Raw genomic sequence first — 20023 nt, forward strand, 5'->3', positions numbered from 1 at the left:
GCTTCCCTCCCACACAGCTACCACAAGGGCAGACTGCATAAATATTATACACTGTGCGGCGCGTTCTTGCAAGGTGTTGTGTGCAATCAATGCCGAAAGGACGGATCACCGAATGATTGACATTTTGGAAGAACTCGCCAACGATAACCTCCACCCCAATTCCCGATATTACAGAAGGAATACCGCGTTTGACCTTGCAACGAAAAAAGCTTCCGATGCAGAAGGCGCGCTGGGAGGTTGAATAGATGAAGAACATCTTGGAGCTATTTTATGACCAGCCGGGCGACTGGCGCGGGATTCCGAACGGACAGGATTCCCCTTTCGTGAGAACGGCGCGTATCAAGAACGAAAATTTGGAAATGCTCAACGACAGCATGACGGACGAGCAGAAGCAGCTCATGGAAGCCTATTTCGACGCCGATACCAAAATTGAGGGCATGATGAACTTTGATAGGTTCCGGTATGCGTTCCACCTCGGCGCACAGCTCATGGCTGAACTGATTCAGGGTAAAGAGGAACTATTGAAGTAACAGCGCGACCGGTAGAAGGGGTGGGTCATGACGCCTGTTTTAGAGGGCTCAGTTCAAACTATACAGGCCCCCCTTGACTGTGCCCGCAAGGGCGCATGAACACGGGGCGTTTTGACCTCTAAGTACCTACAATCACCGGCTGAACACAAGAGGTTAGGGCTTGTCCTTAACCTCTTGTCATTAGGGCCTGCTGTATTTAACAATACGCGCAAACCACCCGCAGAAATTCTCCATAGCAGCATTGGCATAGGGACATCCAGAGCTGGACATGGAGGGCTGAAAGCGGGATTCTTTGCTTAGGTCGAAGGATGCTTCGGAGGGGTATTGAGACCCTTGGTCACTGCGGAGTGCGAGTCCGTCAGTGACCTTTTCTGTTATCATGGCGTCGCGGATCGTCTGCCTAACCCGCGATGCGGCCATGTCGCCGCCAATGCGGCAGGCCAGAACCATTCGCCCGCAAAGATCAATGACTGCGCAGCATTCCTTGCGGTGCGGCAATATAAGTAATGTCTGCTGCCCAGAACCTATTGGGCTGGCACGGCTCAAAGGCACGCTGCAGCGGATTCGGGTATTTCATTGTCTGTTTTAGGGGTTGCAGTCCAGCCGCAAGGCGGGCTTTTTTGTTCGCGGTACAGGGTGAAAAGGTGCAAGGCGGGCAATCATTTGCGGTGTAAACCGGAAATCAACCGATAAGTGCGCGATAAGCGGTGGACGCAACCGGCGTATTTCGCTAAAATAAGGCCATCAAACGTTGAAAGGAGCAGGCAGATGGTGATTTATCAAATGGCGGCTATCCTGTATACGCTGTTTTTGCTTGCGGTAATGGGCGTGGCGGTGTATCTTCTCGTGCTGGTCATCAAGGCGCTAAAAAAGTACATCAATTCCAAGGAGACGCGCGAAGAAAAAAGAATGATTAAAAAATCCCTGGGGGAGGAATTGAAGGAAAACCGGCTCCGCTGCAAGATGACGCAGGAATTCGTCGCGGAAACGCTGGGCGTCAGCCGGCAGGCCGTGTCCAAATGGGAAAATGGAATTGTCGACCCGAGCACGTCCAATCTGTTGGCGGTTGCAAAGCTCTATGGAATGTCAGCGGAGGAACTCCTGCAAAACGTCGATCGTGGTCAGGGGAAAAAAGAAGACGATTCAGATGCAAAGGAGGGCTTGCGCGATGGAGATTGAACGAAGCGGCCGCAGATGGCAGAGCTTGAATGCGACAACACTGAAATACATCGCGGCTGCCTTGATGTTCCTGGATCATATCCACCAGATGTTCGTGGCCGCAGGAGCGCCGATGTGGCTGACGATGGCCGGCAGGCCCGTATTTCCGATGTTTTTGTTTGCCGCTGCCGACAGCTTCCACTATACCCACAGTAAAAAGAAGTACTTGCAGCGGCTCCTTTTTGCCAGCTGGGGCATGACGGCCTTTACCTTCCTATTGCAGCGCATCGTGCCAAATGAAAATGCGGTTTTGATGAACAATGCGTTCAGCACCTTTTTTATAACGGGCCTGTACATGCTGTTTTGGGACTGGTTCGTGGAGGGCATTCAAAAAAAGTCGCCCGGGAAAATCGTGAAGGCGGTTCTGTGCTGCTTCCTTCCGATTTTAAGTGCGCTTCCCGTCTATCTTGTGGCAACGCTTTCGTTCAACGAAAATATCCCCGCCGCCACAATACGGCTTCTTGCGACCCTCTCGCTGCTCATCCCCAATATTTTGACCGTCGAAGGCGGTTTCTCGCTCGTGGTGTTGGGCCTGTTCTTCTACATTTTCAGGAAACACAGGGTGCTGCAAATGGCAGGCCTGCTCCTTTTATCGACGTGGGTATATCTCTCCGGCGGTGGGATTCAGTGCCTCATGGGACTCGCCGCGATCCCGATGGCGCTGTACAACGGCGAGCGCGGCAAAGGCATGAAGAAGTTTTTCTACGTCTTTTACCCGGCCCACATCGGCATTCTCTATATCCTCTCCGCGCTGCTCCTATAAAAAGAGGCCGGCCCGTGCGGAACCGGCCAGCCGACCGTGCGTCCTCAGAGGACCAGCGAGGGCGCCGCGTACACGCGGGCCTTCATTTCGCCGTTGAGCAGGTAGAGGCCCCTGGCGTCGCTGCCGAAGAGCTCCATCTTCGTGATGAGGTCGGCGGCGTTCTTTTCCTCCTCGCCCTGTTCCTTCACGAACCAGTCCAGGAATTGCAGCGTGCGGTAGTCGCCCGCCGCCTGCGCCGCGCCGTAGAGGGCGTCGATCCGCGAGGTGATGTACCGCTCGTGTTCGAGCGAAGCGCGCAGCGGGTCTGCCAGAGAGGCAGACGCATGGTCTGGCTTGGCGATGGGCTGCAGGACGACGGCCTGACCGTTATTTTGCAGGTATCGGTAAATCAGCAGCGCGTGGTCCTGCTCCTCCTTTGCCTGCACCTCAAACCAGTTCGCGAAGCCGTCCATGCCCTTGGCCTGATAAAAGCTCGCCATGTCGAGATACAGGTACGCGGAATAAAACTCCTTGTTGATCTGATCGTCTAAAAGCCGCGAGATAGCTTGCTCCATCGAAAATTCCTTCCTTTCAGGCAGTTCGTGCGGTTCATCCGGCCGAAGACGCCTTTTCAGTAGCAAGTATCTGCCGGGAGGGACGCGGGTATTCCGCGGACTGGCCCGCATCGCGGAGAAATCCGACAGGCGGACTGCAATGCCGCCGGCATAAGGCGGGGGAATCCTGTGTGTTCCGGCGAGGGAAGAAAGGACGGCCATGCTTTCGCGCGAAAAGCATGGCCGTCTTCTCTTATCTGTCCGCCTCCGCCGCGGCCGACATTCCTCCGGCGGGCGCGGATGCCGCCCGCTGCACCAGATCCTCGATCGTCTGGTAAAGACGCTCCGGATCGATCGGCTTGGCCAGGTGTCCGTTCATGCCCGCCTCGGTCGCCCGGACTACGTCCTCGTGGAAGGCGTCGGCGGTCATGGCGACGATGGGAATGCTCTTGGCCCGGGGATGGTCGGACCCGCGGATGGCCTCTGTCGCTTCGTAGCCATCCATCAGGGGCATCTGCACGTCCATCAGGATCAGGTCGAACGCGTCCCCCTGCGAGAGGAACATCTCCACAGCTTCCTGACCGTTGCCCGCGCAGACGACCTGTGTGCCCGTCATCCGCAGCAGCTCCACGGCGATCTCGCGGTTGAGCTCGTTGTCCTCCGCCAGCAGCACCCGGCGCCCCGCCAGCGCCGGACGCGCGGGCCGAGTCCCGCAGGAATGAATCGCCTTTTCGATGCCGGTCACGGACAGCAGGGTATTGTACAGCGTGGAGGCGAAGATCGGCTTGGAGAGGAAGGCATTAGCCCCCGCCTCGCGGGCACGATGCTCGATGGCGCTCCAGTCGTACGCTGTGATGATGATGATGGTGGTTTCCGGCCCCACGAATTCCCGTACGCGCCGGGTCACTTCGATGCCGTCCATGTCCGGCATCTTCCAGTCGATGAGGCAGACGTCGTAGTCCTCGCCGGTCCTGTGGGCGGTCAGCACCTGATCGACGCACTCCGCGCCGGTCAAGACCCAGGAAGACAGGATTCCCAGGTTCTTAAGAAGCAGGGAGGTGTGGATGCAGCAGTCCCGGTCGTCGTCCGCGACGAGCACCTTCAGCGCTTCGAGCGCCTGATGGTTTCGCGCCGGGGACTGGCCGGACGTCTGGGCGACGTCGAAGTCCAGCTCCGCGGTAAAGGCGCTGCCCTTTTCCGGCTCGCTCCTGACCGAGAGGGTGCCGCCCATCAGGGTAACCAGGTTCTTGGAAATGGACATGCCCAGCCCCGTGCCGCCAAACCTGCGCCCGGTGGAGGCGCTCTCCTGCTCAAAGGGCAGGAAGAGGCGGCTCATGAACGCCTCGCTCATGCCGATGCCGGTATCGGCGACGGTGAAACGCAGGCGGACCCGGCCGTTTTTCTTTTGAAGCTGCCGGATCTCCAAGCGGATGGAGCCGCCGGCGGGCGTGAACTTGAGGGCGTTGGAAAGCAGGTTGAGCAGCACCTGGCTTAGACGCAGGGAGTCTCCGACCAGAACCGTATCGGTGATGTCGAACAGCGGAATGGTAAAGGAAAGGCCCTTTTCAACGGCCTGCGGGTAGATGATGGAGGTGATGGATTCCACGACGCTTTCCAGGTTAAACGTCTCATGGGCGATCGCCATCTTCCCCTCGTCGATCTTGGACATATCCAGCACGTCGTTGATGAGAGACATCAGGTGCTTGGAGGAATACCCGATCTTTTCCAGGCAGTCTTCCACGCGCTTGCGGTCTTCGATGTAGGCGGCGGCGATGGTGGTCATGCCGATGATTGCGTTCATGGGGGTGCGGATCTCGTGGCTCATGCGGGAAAGAAAATTCTGCTTGGCCGCGTTGGCGTTCTGCGCGTTGACCAGCGCATCACGCAGCGCCTGCTCCCTGTGCATTTCCTGCGTCTGGTCGCTGATGGAGATGATCTGACGGACCGCCTTGTGGTTTGCGAGCTCGGGGAAGCTCTGGATCCGCAGCCAGCGCGCCTCGCCGCCCGGGACAAGCATGCGCACCTCGCAGCTCTTGGCGCTCGTCGAGCCCGTCGGCTGCATGAACGCCGCCAGGGCGTCCCGATCCTCCCCGGTGACCCGCTTGAGCAGCACGTCCGGGTCGCGCGAGAAGGCGTCCTCTTCGATGCCGAGCACCCGTATGCTGTTGGAGCTGACGTATTCCAGCGCGTCTTTGGCCTGGTTGTAGATCAGGAAGACCTCGTCCACGTTGGAGGAGAGGATGTCGAAGAGGTGCTCACGGTAGCGCACCTCGCGGATGCTCTTGCGTTCCCGCCAAAAAACGAAGATGAAATAGGCGGGCAGAAAGAGCGTGAGCAGCACGGCGGAGGCGATGGCCCTGTCCGCCGTATCGGCCGACCTGCGTTCCAGCCCCTGAACCCGATCGTCCGCGAAGGCGATGATCCGGCCGAGGGCGTCGTTCACCGCGTCGTACTTCGGGTACAGGTTCGCAATCACGTATTGGGCGGTCTCCTCCCTGTTCATGGGAAGGACATGGGGGAGCGCGGCAGTCTGCGCTTCCTCTAAAGCCTGCATCGCGGAGGCGAGCGCGGCCGTATCCTCCGCAGGGCCCAGATACTGACTTTGGATGACCTCGATGGCGGCGTGCTGCATGTCGTAGCGCTCGCTTAGCAGCCGCTGTATGCCCTCCACGTCTGAACTGGGCTCGGCGATGATGTTGAGGAGAAAGCTTTTCATATCCAGCAGCCTGGAACGCATGGCCCGAGACTCGCTGGAGACGGTGTAGGGGTGCGCGTAGATCATCGACGCCGTCAGTCGCATTTGGTACGTCGAATAGATGCTGAATCCTGACAGGAGGACCGCCAGCAGGCACACCAGAAACATGCCGATTTCAGTGAGGCGAATGCGTTTTTTCCGTTCGTTCATGAAGCTTTTTTCCTCCGTGCGAAGCACTGCTGTCCCCGAGCCATCCAGCCCAAGCAGTCCATATTATATTATTTTTTTATTTTTGATTTAACGATCTTTATAATTATAACGCCAAAATGGAAAAAAGCAACCGGCATTTCCAGGGGGAGGGTTGGGGCTCGGGTGTTTGCGGGGAATGGAGGCCGGCTCTGCGTTCAGGCTGGAAGTCCGCAGCGAAGGCGTGCGGCCTTCGGGGAACAGGACGGAATGCGCCGCCGAGCGGTCATCCGCGCTTTTTTTCTTGTGAAACGGGCGGAAATACGGTATACTGTTTCCACTACGACAGAGGAGTGTGAAGTCCCATGGAGCAGGATATGATCGTCATCCTGGATCTTGGCAGCGAGCAAAACACATTGATCGCCCGCGATATTCGCAAGCTGGGCGTGTATACGGAAATTCATCCCCACGATATCACCGCGGAGCAGCTGCGAGCGCTGCCGAACGTGAAGGGCGTCATCCTGAACGGCGGCCCGAACCGCGTGGTGGACGGCGCCGCGATCGACGCTTCGGACGCGGTGTACCAAAGCGGCCTGCCGCTCTTTGCGGTAGACCACGCGGTCAGGGCGCCGCAGAACCTGGCCGGATGGCCTGAGGACGAGACGGCGCGGCTCCGGGTTCTTTCGGATTTTGTGCTGGGCACCTGCGGGGCGGCGAAAAACTGGAACATGGAGAACTTTATCGCGGATCAGGTTTCGCTCATCCGCAAGCAGGTCGGAGACAAGAAGGTGCTGCTGGCGCTCTCCGGCGGCGTGGATTCCTCGGTCGTGGCGGCGCTGCTCATCAAGGCGATCGGCGGCCAGCTCACCTGCGTACACGTCAATCACGGCCTGCTGCGCAAGGGCGAGCCGGAGCAGGTCGTCGATGTCTTCCGCAGCCAGATGGGCGCGAACCTGGTGTACGTGGACGCGTCCGAGCGCTTCCTGGGCAAGCTTGCGGGCGTAAGCGAGCCCGAGCAGAAGCGCAAGATCATCGGCGCGGAGTTCATCCGCGTCTTTGAAGAGGAGGCGCGCAAGCTCGACGGCATCGAATTCCTGGGTCAGGGCACGATTTATCCCGATATCGTGGAGAGCGGCACCAAGACTGCGAAGATGGTGAAGTCCCACCACAACGTCGGCGGCCTGCCGGAGGACATGCGCTTTGAGCTCGTGGAGCCGCTCAAGATGCTCTTCAAGGACGAGGTGCGCGCCTGCGGCGTGGCGCTGGGCCTGCCCGCCTCCATGGTTTACCGTCAGCCGTTCCCCGGCCCGGGCCTGGGCGTGCGCTGCCTGGGCGCGATCACGCGGGATCGCCTGGAGGCGGTGCGCGAGAGCGACGCCATCCTGCGTGAAGAGTTCGAGCGCGCGGGCCTTGCGGGCAAGGTCTGGCAGTACTTCACCGTCGTGCCGGACTTCAAGTCCGTCGGCGTGCGCGAGAACGCGCGCTGCTTCGAATATCCGGTCATCCTGCGCGCCGTGAACACCGTGGACGCGATGACCGCGAGCATCGAGGAGATCGACTGGGCGCTTTTGCACCGCGTCACGGAGCGCATCACCCACGAGGTCCAAGGCGTCAACCGCGTGCTGTACGACCTTACGCCCAAGCCTGTCGGGACGATTGAGTGGGAATGATTTTCGAGGCCCGGAAAAGCGTGATATGACTGGATTTGTGAGGGATTAAGGCCCTCTGTAGCAACGATTTGGCAACATTTTTTCATTATTCATAAAGAGAGAGCCAACTGATTTTGATTAGTCAGTTAGCTCTTTTTTGTTTTATAAAGATTCCTCTGCCATGCACTTTATTTCAATTTTGTTTGCGTTCTCGCTATGTGCCTTACAATAGGTTTTAACAATATTATCCAACCGTGGTAACTCTTCTTTAGGAGTTACTATAAACTAATGTAACGTTTTGAACATCTGATGACATATAGAGGTGAACCCTTGGGAGGTATACAGATATGAGCAATGAAGAATGGCTTTCGGGCTTGTTTGAAGAAAACTATGTCCTTCTTTATCGCGTCGGGCGCGTGTTTTTGGGCGCGTCAAGCGTACAGGCGGACATGATCGAAGATCAAATCCAAGAAACCTTTGCCCTTGCATGGGTTTGCCGCCAAAAGCTCCTGAGCCACCCCAATCCGAGCGGCTGGCTGGTGGAAACCTTTCGCCGCTGTATAAAAGCACAATGCCGCAAATTGGGACGCGAATGGAGCCGCTGCGCATTCTCGCTGGACGATCAGGAAGCGCCTGACGTGGCGGATCAAGACGCGCCTTCCGTGGAAGATTTGCTGCATGGCAGAGAGGCACTCGCTATGCTTAGGCGTTTGCTGGGCGAGAAAGATGCAGATATTTTCCTGCGCTACTGCGTTCACGGCGAAAGCGCTTTGCAAGTCGCCGTCAAGTACAATATGACTGAAACCAGCGTTAGAGTGCGCGTGTCACGTTTGAAAAAGAAGCTGCTGAACAGCAAAGAGCTGTTCTTCTGCCTCGTTTCGCTTGTGGCGCTAGGCATGGGAATGAAGTAAGGGAGGAAGCGGAAGATGAAAAGGCGAAAGATGGTCCTTCGACCTCTCGGTGCGGGGCTGGGAGATTGTTATTCCCACGATGAACTGTTTGCCTTATGTGAACAGGAGTTGTTTGCAAGCAGCAAAAGGATGGACACGAAGCTGCTGTTAGAGGCACTTCGGGCATTGGATGACCGCCCCGACGAGGTGGTCGCGCCGCGCCGCGCCATTGTGTGGGTGAGAATACAGCAACGCATCCATCCTGTAACAAGGGCAAGGATGCCTCGGTGTAAGTTTGCTATGCTGGTTGCCGTCATTCTGCTTTTGCTTGCACTGGCTGGAACCTGCATCGCATGGGCGATCAAGGCAGGGGTGCTCTCCTTCCCGTCGCTCGCTTTGCCGTGGGTGCCGCAGGTGGCCGATAAAGAAGCAGAGGCAATCGTGCAGGAGGATTTGGCAACGGTCATCTATCCCCATTGCGCGCTGTGCGTGCGTGAGGCAGCCTACGACGGACATCAGCTGCGGATCGTCTACTCGCTCCGCGACACGCGGCCCAATGCCGTGCTGACCGACGAAGAAAAACGGGATAGTTGCATCGCAGCAGCAGGACTGGATGGGCTTGGCATCTGCGATTATTTGACTGTGGATGGTAACGACATTTTTTTGGATGATACCTTTCAGATGATAGGAGAGTGCGAGGGCGAGATGCTCTACTATCTGTCGGCAAACATTCCGGAGGGAACCACGCTCGGAAATCCGATGCAGGTAGAAATGCCTATAGGGCAGCCGCAAGGCGTTGGGCTACCACGCAAGCTGGAGAATGTCTCCTTTTCACTGGATACATCTGCTTCACAGGCTTCCGCGCTGTATGTGGAGAGCGCGGCGACTTCATGGGGGAACACGCAGGTGACTGTGAAACAAGCAGAGTTTTCTCCGTTGCACGGCTACATCAAGGTCATTTTCCATTCCATCGACTCAGGCAAGCCGTATGACGCTTATACACCGGCCCTTTTCACGCTGGATGGCAACAGAGTAGAATACGAGTGGTACAGCAGCTATGGGGATACCGAAGATGGCGGGAAGGTATTAACCATTCGATATATTCCTCTTGAGGAGTGGCCTGAAGCGTTGCTTTTTGCTCATACTCTTTATGATGGAAGCCCGGACAGGAAGCATTGCTTGGAACTAAAGCTCATCAAAAAAGCTCAAACCTCCATGTAACGTTTAGGCATACAAATGACATAGAAGTGTGTAGGGTCATGAAAGCCCTCAAAGAAAGGAGTTACTTCTATGAAACGGTTGTTTGGTTTGATTCTGGCTTCTCTCATGCTACTGTGTGCTTGCACGGCGCAGGCCGATGTGCTTACCGAATGGAATATGACGCAGGAAGGCACTTCTGATCTCATTCACAAGGATGTTGCCAGCACAACGGTCGGAGACGCGGTGGTTACGGTTGAGGAAGTCGCATACGACGGCGTAACCGCATTCGTTTTCTACACGCTCAAGGACACAAAAACCACTGAGTTGTTGGGAACGCTGGACAGTGAAACGGGACGTTACCTGATCAATGGCGATGATTACGCTTACTTTGCGGACAAGAGTATCGGCTGGTTCAAAGATAGTATCCTGGTAAACGGCAAGGAATACGATATGCCGCTGACGGATGGCCTGTGCTTTGGCAGTGAGGAACCCGGCTTGCAGGAATACTACATGACCATTCGGCTGGATCAGGCAGGGATCGGCTATGGCGAAGCGGAAACCTTGGGCCTGCCCATCTCTGACAGGAATGGCGCGGATGGCGGATGGTTGACGTTCGATCTGGATACTTCCATCAAGGATAAGATTGTTGTTGAGCGGCAGGATTGCAACGTTGTTCTAGGCAATACTTCTGCAACTCGCGTAGAGACGGTATTCAGTCCTGTTAAAGTATACGTGACAGTCATGCTTTCGCCGGATGCGGCTGCCGTTACAGAACTAGGCGGCGATCCGCAGTCTTCCGCTGTCTCCGTAAATTGCCTTTGGGCTGACGAAGCGATTGTCACAGATAAGAACGGAGAAATTATGGAAGATATGATGCGGGGGTTCAGCGGTCCAGCGTTAATAAGCACGGATAAGGCGATGTTTGAGTATTCCGCAATATCCGAATACCCCGACGAATTGTATTTGACCATTGTAAATGCCGATGGAACGCCTGATATGGCGAACGCGGTACGCATTCACTGATAAAGACTGATGAGCAAGGCGCGCGACGCGCCTTGCCCACATTGACGTGTATAGGAGGGACAAACGTGAAACGATTATTTCTTGCAGTCACCACGCTTCTGATTGCAATATTGCCAGCTTTGGGTATCGCGCAAAGTAGCTACTTTAGCATAGGCGAGCTTTTGGAGCAAACGCCTGATCGGTGGCAAAACGAATACCAAACAGTACGGAATGAAACGGTTAAAGTCGATTGTAAGATAGTTCTACCCGATGCAGACGCTTTCCCTGTTATTAAAGTCATCGCGTCGCCCAAGCGTTCGGAAGCGGTTGAAGCGGAATGGACGGAAGGACTTATCTATTGGTCTGCTTTAGAGGAGTACGTATGTCCACATAAGAAGCGCCTTGCGTTTGTGAACGATCCTGGCGAATTTGTTTGCTCCAAGGATGCATTCTGCGAGTATATGCTTCCCTACTACAAAAGTGACAAATACGCATGGGAAACGTCGCTGCTGTTCCCTGATGCACTTGATTTTTCTGTTGTATATCCAGAGAACAGCAGTGTAACATTGGGAGAAGCTATTGAGTATTATCAAAAGAAAATTGATACGATATTCGAAGGCGAGAATATTGTTGTTCGCTTATCCCCTACGCATCTTTCATCGTATGATGGTGTAATATACTCCACCAAAGATCATAAAAAGATTACCCCTTGCGGTCAATACAATCTGAACTTCGAACAGATATTTCATAATGTCCCCATCTTAGGGATCATAAATGAAGCCTTTAACGAAGGCTTGCGGAATGAGAAAGTAGAAGGAAACCTATATCATGGTGGTGGCAGGGGAGACATGACCCTTGCAGTTCCAGATGAGGACTTCTTTGCGAGAATGCGCTTCTATCAGGAGCAAGAGGTCGTGGAACAAGACGTACCGTTGGTTTCTTTTGAAACGGCAAGGGCCTTGTGGGAAAAGGAAATAGAGGCAGGCCGTTTGCGTGATGTGCGGCATGTGGAACTGGGATACTATGCTTACCGTGATGCAACGGATAGGGATGTGTTTTGGCTCATGCCTGTGTGGACTTGCTTCGGGACTTACTTAACCCAGGCTGATGACGAACCGCTTACTGTAGATGACGGGCTCTCCGCCGCCGACGCGTACATGGAGTACGCAAAGATGCTTGTGGTTTCAGGGCAACATGGTGAATTGCTTGACCGATGCAACGAGTCAAATGACCGCAGCGTACATCCAAAGTTGCTGATCTGGGACAAAGTAAAGTAGCTTTGTATCAATTCAAATGATCTTCCGACCAACGACAAAGGCCCTGATTTCCGCTGCGAAATCAGGGCCTTTGTCGTTGAACCGACGGCTTTATCCGTCTATGGAGTACATGCTGCCGCCGCGCGCGGACAGGACGGACTGCGCGATGGCTGCGCCCACGACGCAGACGAAGCCCGCGACCGCGAGCCCGGACGGACGCTCGCCCGTGGTGAGGTAAACCCATATCGGGGTGAGCACCGGCTCGAGCGTCAACAGAAGCGAAGCGCTGACCTCATCCGTGCGCGCGATGCCGCGCGCGTAGCACACGTTGGCCAGGCCGTACTGGAAGAGCCCCAGAAAGAGCCCCGCGGCGATCGTGGCGAATGTGAACGAACTGCGCGGCTCGAGGAGCAGCAGCGGCGAAAAGAGCAGGAAGCTGGCCGCGCTGCCGATGATGAGCCCGTCTGTGGGATCGGCCCCGGCCTTGCGCGAGGCGATGACTTGACCGGCGAGGGCGGTGCCGCTCATCAGGGCGATCCCATTGCCCAGCGCGCCCGCCGTGCTCCACAGCAGGGCGGTTGCCAGCAGACAGAGATAGCCGGCCAAATCAACCCGCCTCCTCGCCGAGGAGGGATTGCATCAGCCCCTGCGCCGGACGCCCCATGGCGAGCTGCACCGCACAGTCCAGCGCATTGGAGCGGAGCATGAAGACGTCCGCGTTCGGATACGCCTGTTCGATCTGGCGGCACAGCGCTCCGCGCACGCGGGCATTTTCCGTGAGCACGCTGCCCCAAAGCAGCACGGAGAAGCGCTCCTGCGGGGCGGCGGTCTTGCGCGCGGTCGTCGCGACGAGCGCGAAGAGCTGGCGCGCCGCGTCTGTGAGCAGTCCCTCGGCGTATGGGTCGCCCGCTTGGGCCGCCTGTTCCACCATGGGCGCAAAACGGGCCAGGAGATCCTTTCGCTGCAGGTTTTGGTGGCACCAGGCAGTCAGCGCCTGCGGCGTCGCAAGCCCTGTAGAGCGGACGAACAGCTCTGCAAGCGCCGGGCAGGAGAGCTGCCCGTCCCAGTGCTTCAGCACCGCGCGCATCGCGCTGAAGCTGATGGAGGGCGCGCTGCCCTCGTCGCTCAGGATATAGCTCCATCCGCCGCAGCGGCAGATCGGCGCCTCCGGACCTGTCCTGCCCATGGCGATGGAGCCCGTGCCGGAGATGAGGACGACGCAGGGCCCGGAAAAGAGGGAGAGGAGCAGCTCGCAGTCGTTATAGGCTCGCAGGATGCGCGGCTCGAAGCCGAGCCCTTCCAAAATCCGCTCGTATGAAAGGCGCAGCTCCGGCGAATCGATGCCGGAGGCGCCCAGGCAGAGGCCCAGGCAGTCCCGCGGCGAAAGCGCACTGGCGTGAAGCGCGGGCGAGAGCAGCCTGTCAAACCGTTCTTTCATCTTGTCCAGGCCTGCGGAGGAGATGGTGCCGCCCTTTCCCTCCGATTCGTGCAGCGTGCGTCCGGCACGGTCGACGATCTTCAGGCGGGCATAGGTGCCCCCTACGTCCATCCCGATGAAATACCCCATATATATACCCTTCCTCGTTACCAGTTTTTTGTGCCCAGCTCGCGGTTGAAGGCAGGAAACTTGGGCCTGTCGCAGTTTATCCCCTTGTCGGCTGAGACCAGGGCGCTGACAACCTGCAGCGCCAGGAGCACGCCGTAGCAGGCGTCGTAGTCGCCCCCCGCGGTTTCGAGGAAGAGCTCGTCCGCAAGCCCGGTGGGGCGGCCCGTGGAAATGACATAGCTGACCCCGCCGTGCGCCTCGTTGAAGGCGGCCAGGCGGAGCATCCGCTCGCGATTTTCCCCCTCGGGCACGATCAGGAGGAGATGGCTGCCCTCGGCGATGGTGCAGTGCACGCCGTGGAGGTATTCCTCGAATTCGTAGCTGACGGCCGGGACGTACAGGGTTTCGAGCAGCTTGAGCGCGCCCTCAAGCATGGCGGGCCGGTTTGCGCCCTCTGCGAGGATGAGCAGATGCTGCGCGGCGCAAAGGCGCGGGCTCATGGCGCCCGCCCAGGCGGCGCTGCGCTCGATCGATTCCCCGGCGAGCGAAAACGCGCGGGCGAGCTGTCCGCCGATCGTCCGCGCGGCCTCCGACCTGCCGCGACGCTTCAATAGGTGCAGCGCCATGAGCTGCAGCATCAGCACCGTGGCCGTAAAGCCCTTGGTCTTGGGCCCGACGCTTTCTTCGCCGCAGGCGATCGCGACCGTGACGCCGCATCCTTTCGCGATGGTGGACCCGGTCTCCTGTGTCAGCGCCACGCTGCGGAAGCCGCGGGCGGCCACTTCCCCAAGCACGCCGATGGTGGAGGTGCTCTCGCCGGACTGCGAGAGCAGCAGTACCAGCGTGTCCTCGGGGGAAAAGAGGTTCAGCCAGGTCTTTGCCTGCGTCGGGACGCAGGGGAACAGGAGCATGTCCAGTTCCTTCGCGTACATCTGCTGCACGCAGCAGGCCGCGTTATACGAGCTGCCCGAGCCGATGGCGAGCACCCTTGCGGGCGAAAAGCCCCGCATCGCCTCGTCGAAGTCCTCGAGCAGCGCGTCGCTGTGCGCGCAAAGATCGCGCCAGATCTCCGGCTGCGAACGCAAATAGGCCATCATTTTGTCTGCCATATCGTACATCCTTTCTGTCATTCGTCAAGAAATTGGAAAAATTGGAAGGCCTGCAATGTCTCGACCACCTGAGAGAGGCTGTCCATGTCGAACTTGCGGATGATATGGGAAAGGTGCGTCTTCATCGTGCTGTGCTCGATGAAGCGCACGCGCTCGATTTCCCCGGGCTGCATGCCGCCGACCAGCAGACGGAGGATGTTCAGCTCGCTGTTGGTCAGGGTCATCGCAATCCGCAGCAGGCCGGAGAGGTTCTCGTGAAGATGGCGCAGACGACGGTAATCGCGCAGCAGGACCTCCCCGCCGTCGGCGGAGACGGCGCAGGCGCCCGTCCCGGCCGAGACGACTGCGCGGACGAGCGCAGCCGCGGCGGCGGGCTTGAACAGGTAGTCGGACGCCCCGTCCGCAAAGGCGCGGCAGATGGTCTCCTCCTCGCGTACGGACGTGTAGAGGATCACCCGGCAGTTCCGGAGCGAGCCGGTAATCTCGCGCAGCGCCAGCAGGCCTGCGCGCGGAGACTCCATCTCAACCTCCGTCAGCACGACCTGGGGATGGCAGATGTACGCCTTGGCGACCGCCTCGTATCCGCTGCGCGCCGTGTCCGCTATGTGGAACCTGGCGCCGAGCATGCCAAGGGTGGCCTGCAGGCTGTGGGCATCGCTGTCGACGACGAGCACATCTATCGGATTCATGGAGCACCTCCCTCGCTTTGCGCTTTTCATTTTACACGCAAACAGCGTTTTGTCCATCCGAAACCACGGGCGGGGCGACGAGAAAAGATCATCCTTGACAGAAACAAAAAAGGGTGTATATGCGGTAAATAGTGCCCAAATTCAGGGAAATAATCGACCAAAAGGGCGAAATAGTGGAGGAAAGATCATCCTCGACATGCGGAGAAGGGCGAACGTATAATAGGGGCAACGAAGGGGACGTGCCCGCCGCGGCGGCAAGGAGAGAGACGATGAAGACATTTGTGATCGGGGTATCGAGCAAGCTGGACGAGACGTTGGCGGTGGCGATGGATCCGAAGGGCGGCGTGTTGGGCGGGGTGAAAGCCCGGTCCTGCTCCTACGTGACCGTGGGGCGCGGCGTGGCGCAGCGGCGGGCGTCGGAGATGATCGACGAGTTGCTGCTTTCCTTTCACGGCGACCGCGAAAGGTGCCAGTGCCTGCTGGTGAGCGCCGCCGGCATCGACTCGCCCAAGACGAAGCAGCTGGTTACGGAGTGCTTCGCCGCCTCGCACATGCTCTGCCCGGTGCTTTGCCTCAACGACGGCAACGTGGCGCTGTACACGGCGACGAAGGGCCTGGGCGTGCTGGCGGTTTCGGGCAAGGGATCGATCGCCGTGGGACGCAACGCGCAGGGGCAGATCACACGCTCCGGCGGCTACCCGGTCACCATCCTGGGTAACGAGGGCTCGGCGCAGTGGCTCGCGCTGGAGGCCATGCACCTGGCCTCTCAGTGGCTGGACGGGAGCGTGGAGCGAACGCCTCTGATCGCCAGACTGGACAGGCATTTTCGCGGGCTGGACATCGAGAAGCTGACCGAATGCGCGGGCGCTCTGCGCCGCCGCCCCATCGACACGATGCTGTCGCAGCTGGTGATCGACTCCGCCCGCGAGGGGGACGCCGCAGCCCTGGATATCGTCCGGCGGGGGGCGGGCGCGCTGTTCAAGGTCGCGCAGACCTGCGTGAAAAAGCTGGGCTTTGGGGAGGAAGAGGAATTCCTTTCGGGCGTGTGGGGCGACGTGTTCGCCAAGAGCGAGGAATACCTTGCGGAATACACCCGCCTGTTTCAGGCGCAATACCCCCGCAGCCGCATCGTCTTTTCGCGTCAGGAGGAGGCGCAGAGCGCGGCGCTGATGGCCCTGGACTACCTGGAGGGGTTGATCCCTTACATTGCCAGCCTGCAGTGAACGGGGCCTGGCGCTGAGAAAGGAAGGAACGGCATGAACAAGAGACTGGCCCGGGCGGGAAAGAGGCGCATGACGCTCGACGACTGGCAGCTCATGGGGCTGTCCCTGCCCACGCTGATCTGGTATCTCGCGATCTGCTACGTGCCCATGTTCGGCATCGTCATCGCCTTTAAAAATTACAAGGTGGCGCCGGGGCAGGGGTTTTTATACAGCCTGTTCGTCAACAGCAAGTGGGTGGGTTTGAAGAACTTTGAATTTCTCTTTCGCCTGCCTACCTGGAAGAACGTCTTTTCCAACACCCTGGGCTACAACCTCGTCTTCATCGTCCTGGGCGTCGTGGTGCCGGTTACCCTGGCGCTGCTCATCTCGCAGATGTATTCCAAGCGGCTGGCCAAGATCTGCCAGACCGCGATGTTCTTTCCGCACTTCATCTCCTGGGTGGTGGTCAGCTACTTCGTGTACGCGTTCCTTGCGACGGACAGGGGCCTTTTCAACAACCTGCTGATGGGCATGGGCGAGAGCAAGGTGCTGTTCTATCAGGAGCCCGCATACTGGCCGTTCATCCTCGTGTTTATGAACCTGTGGAAGGGCACGGGCTACTCGATGGTGGTCTATCTGGCCGCGATCAGCGGCCTGGACCAGGAGATGTACGAGGCCGCGCTGATCGATGGGGCGAGCAAGTACCAGCAGGCGCGCTACATCACCCTGCCGCTGCTGCGGCCCATCATCTCCATCATGTTCATCCTGGCCATGGGCAAGATATTCAATTCCGATTTCGGCCTGTTTTACCGCATTCCGCGCGATTCCAGTTCCCTGGTGTCGGTGACGCAGACGATCGACGTGTACATCTATAAGGCGCTGATGAACGACAGCAACGTGAACTACTCGTCAGCGGCGGCGCTCTTCCAGTCCGTGCTGGGCTGTATTACGATCGTCCTGTCCAACCTGGTCGTCAAGAAGATCGATCCCGAGAGCGGGCTGTTCTGAGCCCCGGATCAAACGGCCCGGCGGCCTCGCCGCGGGGATAAAGGAGGAAGAGTCATGGGCGGAAGAAAAACGGCGGCAGCGGGGGAAACGATGCGCTTCAACCGGGTGCGACCGGGCACGAACGCCGCGATCAGCGGGCTGTTCGTGCTGCTGGCCCTGGTGGCGATCGTGCCGTTCATCTTCGTCATCATCATCTCGTTTTCGTCGGAAAAGTCCATCGTCACCAGGGGGTACAGCTTCGTGCCCGCCGAGTGGAGCACCTACACCTACAGCTACCTCTGGCAGACGCGCGACGAAATCTTTTCGAGTTTTCTCACCTCGGTGACCGTGACGGTCCTGGGCACCCTCGTGGGCATTTTTCTGATCGCGACGATGGGCTACGCGCTCTCGCGCAGGAGCTTTCGCCTGCGCAGGCTGTACACCGTGATCGTCTTCATCCCCATGCTGTTCAACGGCGGCATGGTCGCAAACTACATGGTCATGACGCAGCTGTACGGCCTCAAGAACAGCCTGTGGGCGTTGATCCTGCCGATTGCCTGCTCCACGTTTTACATCATCATCGCCCGCACGTTCTTCACGACGACGGTGCCCGATTCCATCATCGAATCGGCCAAGATCGACGGGGCTTCACAGCTCAAGATCTTTGCGCGGATCGTGCTGCCCATCTCCCTTCCGGCGCTGGCGACGATCGGCCTCTTTCTCACATTCGGCTTCTGGAACGACTGGTACCAGGCGATGCTGTACATCTCTGAGCGCAGCAAGTACCCGCTGCAATATTTGCTCGTCAGCATCGAGAAGAGCGTGGACTTCCTCGCCCGTTCGGAGGACTACATCGTGTCGACGGCGAACAACCTGCCCTCCGAAACGGTCCGCATGGCCATTGTGGTCATCTCGGTGCTGCCCATCGCCTGTTCCTATCCGTTCTTTCAGAAGTATTTCGTATCGGGCCTGACCGTCGGCGCGGTAAAGGGCTGACGCGAGAGAATCAAAACGGCGCGAAGCCGTGTTGAAAAATAAAACGGGAGGTTCTCACATGAAACGTCTTCTTTCCCTCGTTCTGACCCTGGCATTGGCGCTTTCGATGGCCGCGGTATCGCACGCGGAAGAGCCGGTGCAGCTTCGCTGGATTCTCTACACGACCGACTACGCGCCCAAGGATCTGGACATGGTCGCCCAAAAGCTCAACGAAATGTCCGCGCAGGACATCGGCGTCACGGTCAAGTTTGAGTACGTGACGCGCGACCAGGTTTCCCTGATCGTGAACTCCGGGGAGTATTTCGACCTGTGCTACACCAGCAGCACGTTCAACGACTTCGCCACCAATGCGGCGAACGGCATCTTCTGCGACATCACCGATTCGGTGCGCTCGCAGACGCCCGCGCTCTTTGACAGCATCCCCGGAATGCTCTGGGACGCCACCGCCGTGGGCGGGCGCAACTACGCCGTGCCGATCCTCAAGGACTACGCGGTAGAGGTGTTCTGGAGGCTGGACCCCGCCGCGTTCGTGGACGAGCTGGGCATGACGGTTCCGGAGACGATGACCTTCGCGGACATTGAGCCATACCTTGCCGCCTACAAGGCCGCGCATCCGGACGATTACCCGATGTATTGCAAGCGCAACGGCCCCGACTCCAACGAAAACCAGGTCAACTGGATCATGAAGGACATCATGCTGTGCACCGAGTTTGTGGACGCGGACGACCCGGAAGCCTACAAGGTGAAGCTTGCGCTGGAAGTGGACGACGTCACCGAGCGCTACCGGCTGATGCACAAGTGGTACGGTTTGGGCTACATCAACCCGGACGCCGCCACGACCAACAGCATCCCCAATACGCAGTACTCGCCCGTGCGATCCGGCCAGGGCTGGTTTGGCGCCGAATCGATCTGGGAGGGACAGGTGAGCCACGGACAGGTCATCAGCCGCTACGTCGGCCCGTACCTCACGACCGCCTCGGTGCAGGGCGCGATGACGGCGGTGAGCGCGGCCTCCAAGCACGTGGACGAGGCGCTGCGCTACATCGAATACTGCAACACCAACATTCCCTACCGCACGATGCTGCGCTACGGGCTGGAGGGCGTGCACTACAACTATAACGCGGACGGCACGGTCACCCGCACCGAGCAGGGCAGCCAGAACTACAACCCCCTGGCCTATTCGCAGGCCTCGTACGCGGTCGGCCCGATGGAGGGCGAAGGCTCCGACAACGAGATGTGGCAGAAGGTGTTTGAAAGCTACGAGGACGCGCAGGTGTCCAACACCATCGGCTTCAACTTCAACGACGAAAACGTGGAAATGGAAGTCGCCGCCTGCCTCGCGGTGTGGAACAACTATGCCAGCGAGCTGCGCACCGGCACCTCCGACCCGGATGTGGTGCTGCCCAAGTTGATTTCCGAGCTGGAGACGGCGGGCGTGCGCACGGTGATCGAAGAGGCGCAGGCGCAGCTTGACGCCTGGGTGGCGGAGAACAAGTGACGTAGGGGAAGACGGCTGTCTGCGCGACCTGGACAGCCCGGGGACGGTCCGGAGGCGGGCCGTCCCCTATCCAA

20 protein-coding genes are annotated in these 20023 nt (G+C 58.5%); 13 read left to right on the forward strand and 7 right to left on the reverse strand.

Going from position 1 to position 20023, the window contains the following annotated elements; all coding sequences use genetic code 11:
* Positions 1-112 precede the first annotated feature (112 nt).
* Together C1725_RS19195 and C1725_RS04785 are read left to right on the forward strand one after the other, a co-directional pair.
* On the forward strand, positions 113-241 hold the full coding sequence (locus C1725_RS19195; RefSeq protein WP_346026352.1) for a hypothetical protein: 129 nt from the start codon (positions 113-115) through the stop codon (positions 239-241).
* 4 nt (positions 242-245) lie between these two features.
* On the forward strand, positions 246-530 hold the full coding sequence (locus C1725_RS04785; RefSeq protein ID WP_102410531.1) for a DUF6809 family protein: 285 nt from the start codon (positions 246-248) through the stop codon (positions 528-530).
* Between the two features lie 180 nt (positions 531-710).
* Here the strand turns inward: C1725_RS04785 and C1725_RS19600 are convergent, their stop codons facing one another.
* The gene (locus C1725_RS19600; RefSeq protein ID WP_428829570.1) at positions 711-1082 is read right to left on the reverse strand and encodes a DDE-type integrase/transposase/recombinase; all 372 of its coding nucleotides are present in this window, start codon (positions 1080-1082) and stop codon (positions 711-713) included.
* A 141-nt stretch (positions 1083-1223) separates the two neighbouring features.
* On the opposite strand from C1725_RS19600, the gene C1725_RS04795 reads away from it, so the two are divergent.
* Positions 1224-1709, forward strand: coding sequence for a helix-turn-helix transcriptional regulator (locus tag C1725_RS04795; RefSeq protein ID WP_346026353.1), 486 nt, complete (start codon positions 1224-1226; stop codon positions 1707-1709).
* Positions 1699-2511 carry a TraX family protein gene (locus C1725_RS04800; RefSeq protein WP_102410534.1) on the forward strand — a complete coding sequence of 271 codons (813 nt, stop codon included), beginning with the start codon at positions 1699-1701 and terminating at the stop codon, positions 2509-2511. The genes C1725_RS04795 and C1725_RS04800 overlap by 11 nt, the downstream gene beginning before the upstream one ends.
* 44 nt (positions 2512-2555) lie before the next feature.
* On the opposite strand, the gene C1725_RS04805 is transcribed toward C1725_RS04800, so the two are convergent.
* A complete protein-coding gene (locus C1725_RS04805; protein WP_102410535.1) occupies positions 2556-3065 on the reverse strand; it encodes a ferritin-like domain-containing protein in 510 nt (169 codons plus the stop codon).
* 232 nt (positions 3066-3297) lie between these two features.
* On the reverse strand, positions 3298-5949 hold the full coding sequence (locus C1725_RS04810; protein WP_346026354.1) for a response regulator: 2652 nt from the start codon (positions 5947-5949) through the stop codon (positions 3298-3300).
* A gap of 341 nt (positions 5950-6290) precedes the next feature.
* Between C1725_RS04810 and guaA the strand changes: the two genes are divergently transcribed.
* The 5 genes from guaA to C1725_RS04835 all read left to right on the forward strand — a co-directional run bounded on the left by guaA (position 6291) and on the right by C1725_RS04835 (position 11943).
* A complete protein-coding gene (gene guaA, locus C1725_RS04815) occupies positions 6291-7595 on the forward strand; it encodes a glutamine-hydrolyzing GMP synthase (RefSeq protein ID WP_102410536.1) in 1305 nt (434 codons plus the stop codon).
* 326 nt (positions 7596-7921) lie between these two features.
* Complete coding sequence (locus C1725_RS04820) at positions 7922-8485, forward strand: sigma-70 family RNA polymerase sigma factor (RefSeq protein ID WP_102410537.1); 564 nt, start codon at positions 7922-7924, stop codon at positions 8483-8485.
* Positions 8486-8500: 15 nt separating this feature from the next.
* Positions 8501-9685 (forward strand): hypothetical protein, encoded by a 1185-nt coding sequence (locus C1725_RS04825; RefSeq protein ID WP_102410538.1) that lies wholly within the window; start codon positions 8501-8503, stop codon positions 9683-9685.
* Positions 9686-9754: 69 nt separating this feature from the next.
* Positions 9755-10687, forward strand: coding sequence for a hypothetical protein (locus C1725_RS04830; protein WP_102410539.1), 933 nt, complete (start codon positions 9755-9757; stop codon positions 10685-10687).
* Positions 10688-10752: 65 nt separating this feature from the next.
* A complete protein-coding gene (locus C1725_RS04835; protein WP_102410540.1) occupies positions 10753-11943 on the forward strand; it encodes a hypothetical protein in 1191 nt (396 codons plus the stop codon).
* A 90-nt stretch (positions 11944-12033) separates the two neighbouring features.
* Here C1725_RS04835 and C1725_RS04840 read toward each other — a convergent pair whose 3' ends face one another.
* The 4 genes from C1725_RS04840 to C1725_RS04855 are packed head-to-tail and all read right to left on the reverse strand — an operon-like array spanning position 12034 to position 15266.
* The gene (locus C1725_RS04840; protein ID WP_102410541.1) at positions 12034-12528 is read right to left on the reverse strand and encodes an EamA family transporter; all 495 of its coding nucleotides are present in this window, start codon (positions 12526-12528) and stop codon (positions 12034-12036) included.
* A 1-nt stretch (position 12529) separates the two neighbouring features.
* The gene (locus C1725_RS04845) at positions 12530-13489 is read right to left on the reverse strand and encodes a BadF/BadG/BcrA/BcrD ATPase family protein (protein ID WP_102410542.1); all 960 of its coding nucleotides are present in this window, start codon (positions 13487-13489) and stop codon (positions 12530-12532) included.
* Between the two features lie 17 nt (positions 13490-13506).
* Complete coding sequence (locus tag C1725_RS04850; RefSeq protein ID WP_346026355.1) at positions 13507-14577, reverse strand: SIS domain-containing protein; 1071 nt, start codon at positions 14575-14577, stop codon at positions 13507-13509.
* Positions 14578-14594: 17 nt separating this feature from the next.
* Entirely contained in the window at positions 14595-15266 is a 672-nt protein-coding gene (locus C1725_RS04855; RefSeq protein WP_346026356.1) for a response regulator, read from the reverse strand.
* Positions 15267-15535: 269 nt separating this feature from the next.
* Between C1725_RS04855 and C1725_RS04860 the strand changes: the two genes are divergently transcribed.
* From C1725_RS04860 to C1725_RS04875, 4 genes are read left to right on the forward strand one after another with little or no spacing between them, the layout of a single operon-like run.
* Positions 15536-16489, forward strand: a complete 954-nt coding sequence (locus C1725_RS04860) for a BadF/BadG/BcrA/BcrD ATPase family protein (protein WP_102410545.1) — start codon at positions 15536-15538, stop codon at positions 16487-16489.
* A gap of 33 nt (positions 16490-16522) precedes the next feature.
* On the forward strand, positions 16523-17476 hold the full coding sequence (locus C1725_RS04865; RefSeq protein WP_102410546.1) for an ABC transporter permease subunit: 954 nt from the start codon (positions 16523-16525) through the stop codon (positions 17474-17476).
* A 54-nt stretch (positions 17477-17530) separates the two neighbouring features.
* Positions 17531-18451: an ABC transporter permease subunit gene (locus C1725_RS04870; RefSeq protein ID WP_102410547.1), complete on the forward strand. Its 921-nt coding sequence runs from the start codon at positions 17531-17533 to the stop codon at positions 18449-18451.
* 58 nt (positions 18452-18509) lie between these two features.
* Positions 18510-19949, forward strand: coding sequence for a DUF3502 domain-containing protein (locus C1725_RS04875; RefSeq protein ID WP_102410548.1), 1440 nt, complete (start codon positions 18510-18512; stop codon positions 19947-19949).
* The last annotated feature ends 74 nt before the right edge of the window (positions 19950-20023 follow it).

This window comes from Beduinella massiliensis (assembly GCF_900199405.1).
GTDB classification, from domain to species: Bacteria; Bacillota; Clostridia; order Christensenellales; family Aristaeellaceae; genus Beduinella; species Beduinella massiliensis.

Coding starts and splice junctions, on each gene's coding strand:
- C1725_RS19195 (WP_346026352.1), top strand. CDS start 113: ATGATTGACATTTTGGAAGAACTCGCCAACGATAACCTCCACCCCAAT.
- C1725_RS04785 (WP_102410531.1), top strand. CDS start 246: ATGAAGAACATCTTGGAGCTATTTTATGACCAGCCGGGCGACTGGCGC.
- C1725_RS04800 (WP_102410534.1), top strand. CDS start 1,699: ATGGAGATTGAACGAAGCGGCCGCAGATGGCAGAGCTTGAATGCGACA.
- C1725_RS04805 (WP_102410535.1), bottom strand. CDS start 3,065: ATGGAGCAAGCTATCTCGCGGCTTTTAGACGATCAGATCAACAAGGAG.
- C1725_RS04810 (WP_346026354.1), bottom strand. CDS start 5,949: ATGAACGAACGGAAAAAACGCATTCGCCTCACTGAAATCGGCATGTTT.
- guaA (WP_102410536.1), top strand. CDS start 6,291: ATGGAGCAGGATATGATCGTCATCCTGGATCTTGGCAGCGAGCAAAAC.
- C1725_RS04820 (WP_102410537.1), top strand. CDS start 7,922: ATGAGCAATGAAGAATGGCTTTCGGGCTTGTTTGAAGAAAACTATGTC.
- C1725_RS04825 (WP_102410538.1), top strand. CDS start 8,501: ATGAAAAGGCGAAAGATGGTCCTTCGACCTCTCGGTGCGGGGCTGGGA.
- C1725_RS04830 (WP_102410539.1), top strand. CDS start 9,755: ATGAAACGGTTGTTTGGTTTGATTCTGGCTTCTCTCATGCTACTGTGT.
- C1725_RS04845 (WP_102410542.1), bottom strand. CDS start 13,489: ATGGGGTATTTCATCGGGATGGACGTAGGGGGCACCTATGCCCGCCTG.
- C1725_RS04850 (WP_346026355.1), bottom strand. CDS start 14,577: ATGGCAGACAAAATGATGGCCTATTTGCGTTCGCAGCCGGAGATCTGG.
- C1725_RS04855 (WP_346026356.1), bottom strand. CDS start 15,266: ATGAATCCGATAGATGTGCTCGTCGTCGACAGCGATGCCCACAGCCTG.
- C1725_RS04860 (WP_102410545.1), top strand. CDS start 15,536: ATGAAGACATTTGTGATCGGGGTATCGAGCAAGCTGGACGAGACGTTG.
- C1725_RS04865 (WP_102410546.1), top strand. CDS start 16,523: ATGAACAAGAGACTGGCCCGGGCGGGAAAGAGGCGCATGACGCTCGAC.
- C1725_RS04870 (WP_102410547.1), top strand. CDS start 17,531: ATGGGCGGAAGAAAAACGGCGGCAGCGGGGGAAACGATGCGCTTCAAC.
- C1725_RS04875 (WP_102410548.1), top strand. CDS start 18,510: ATGAAACGTCTTCTTTCCCTCGTTCTGACCCTGGCATTGGCGCTTTCG.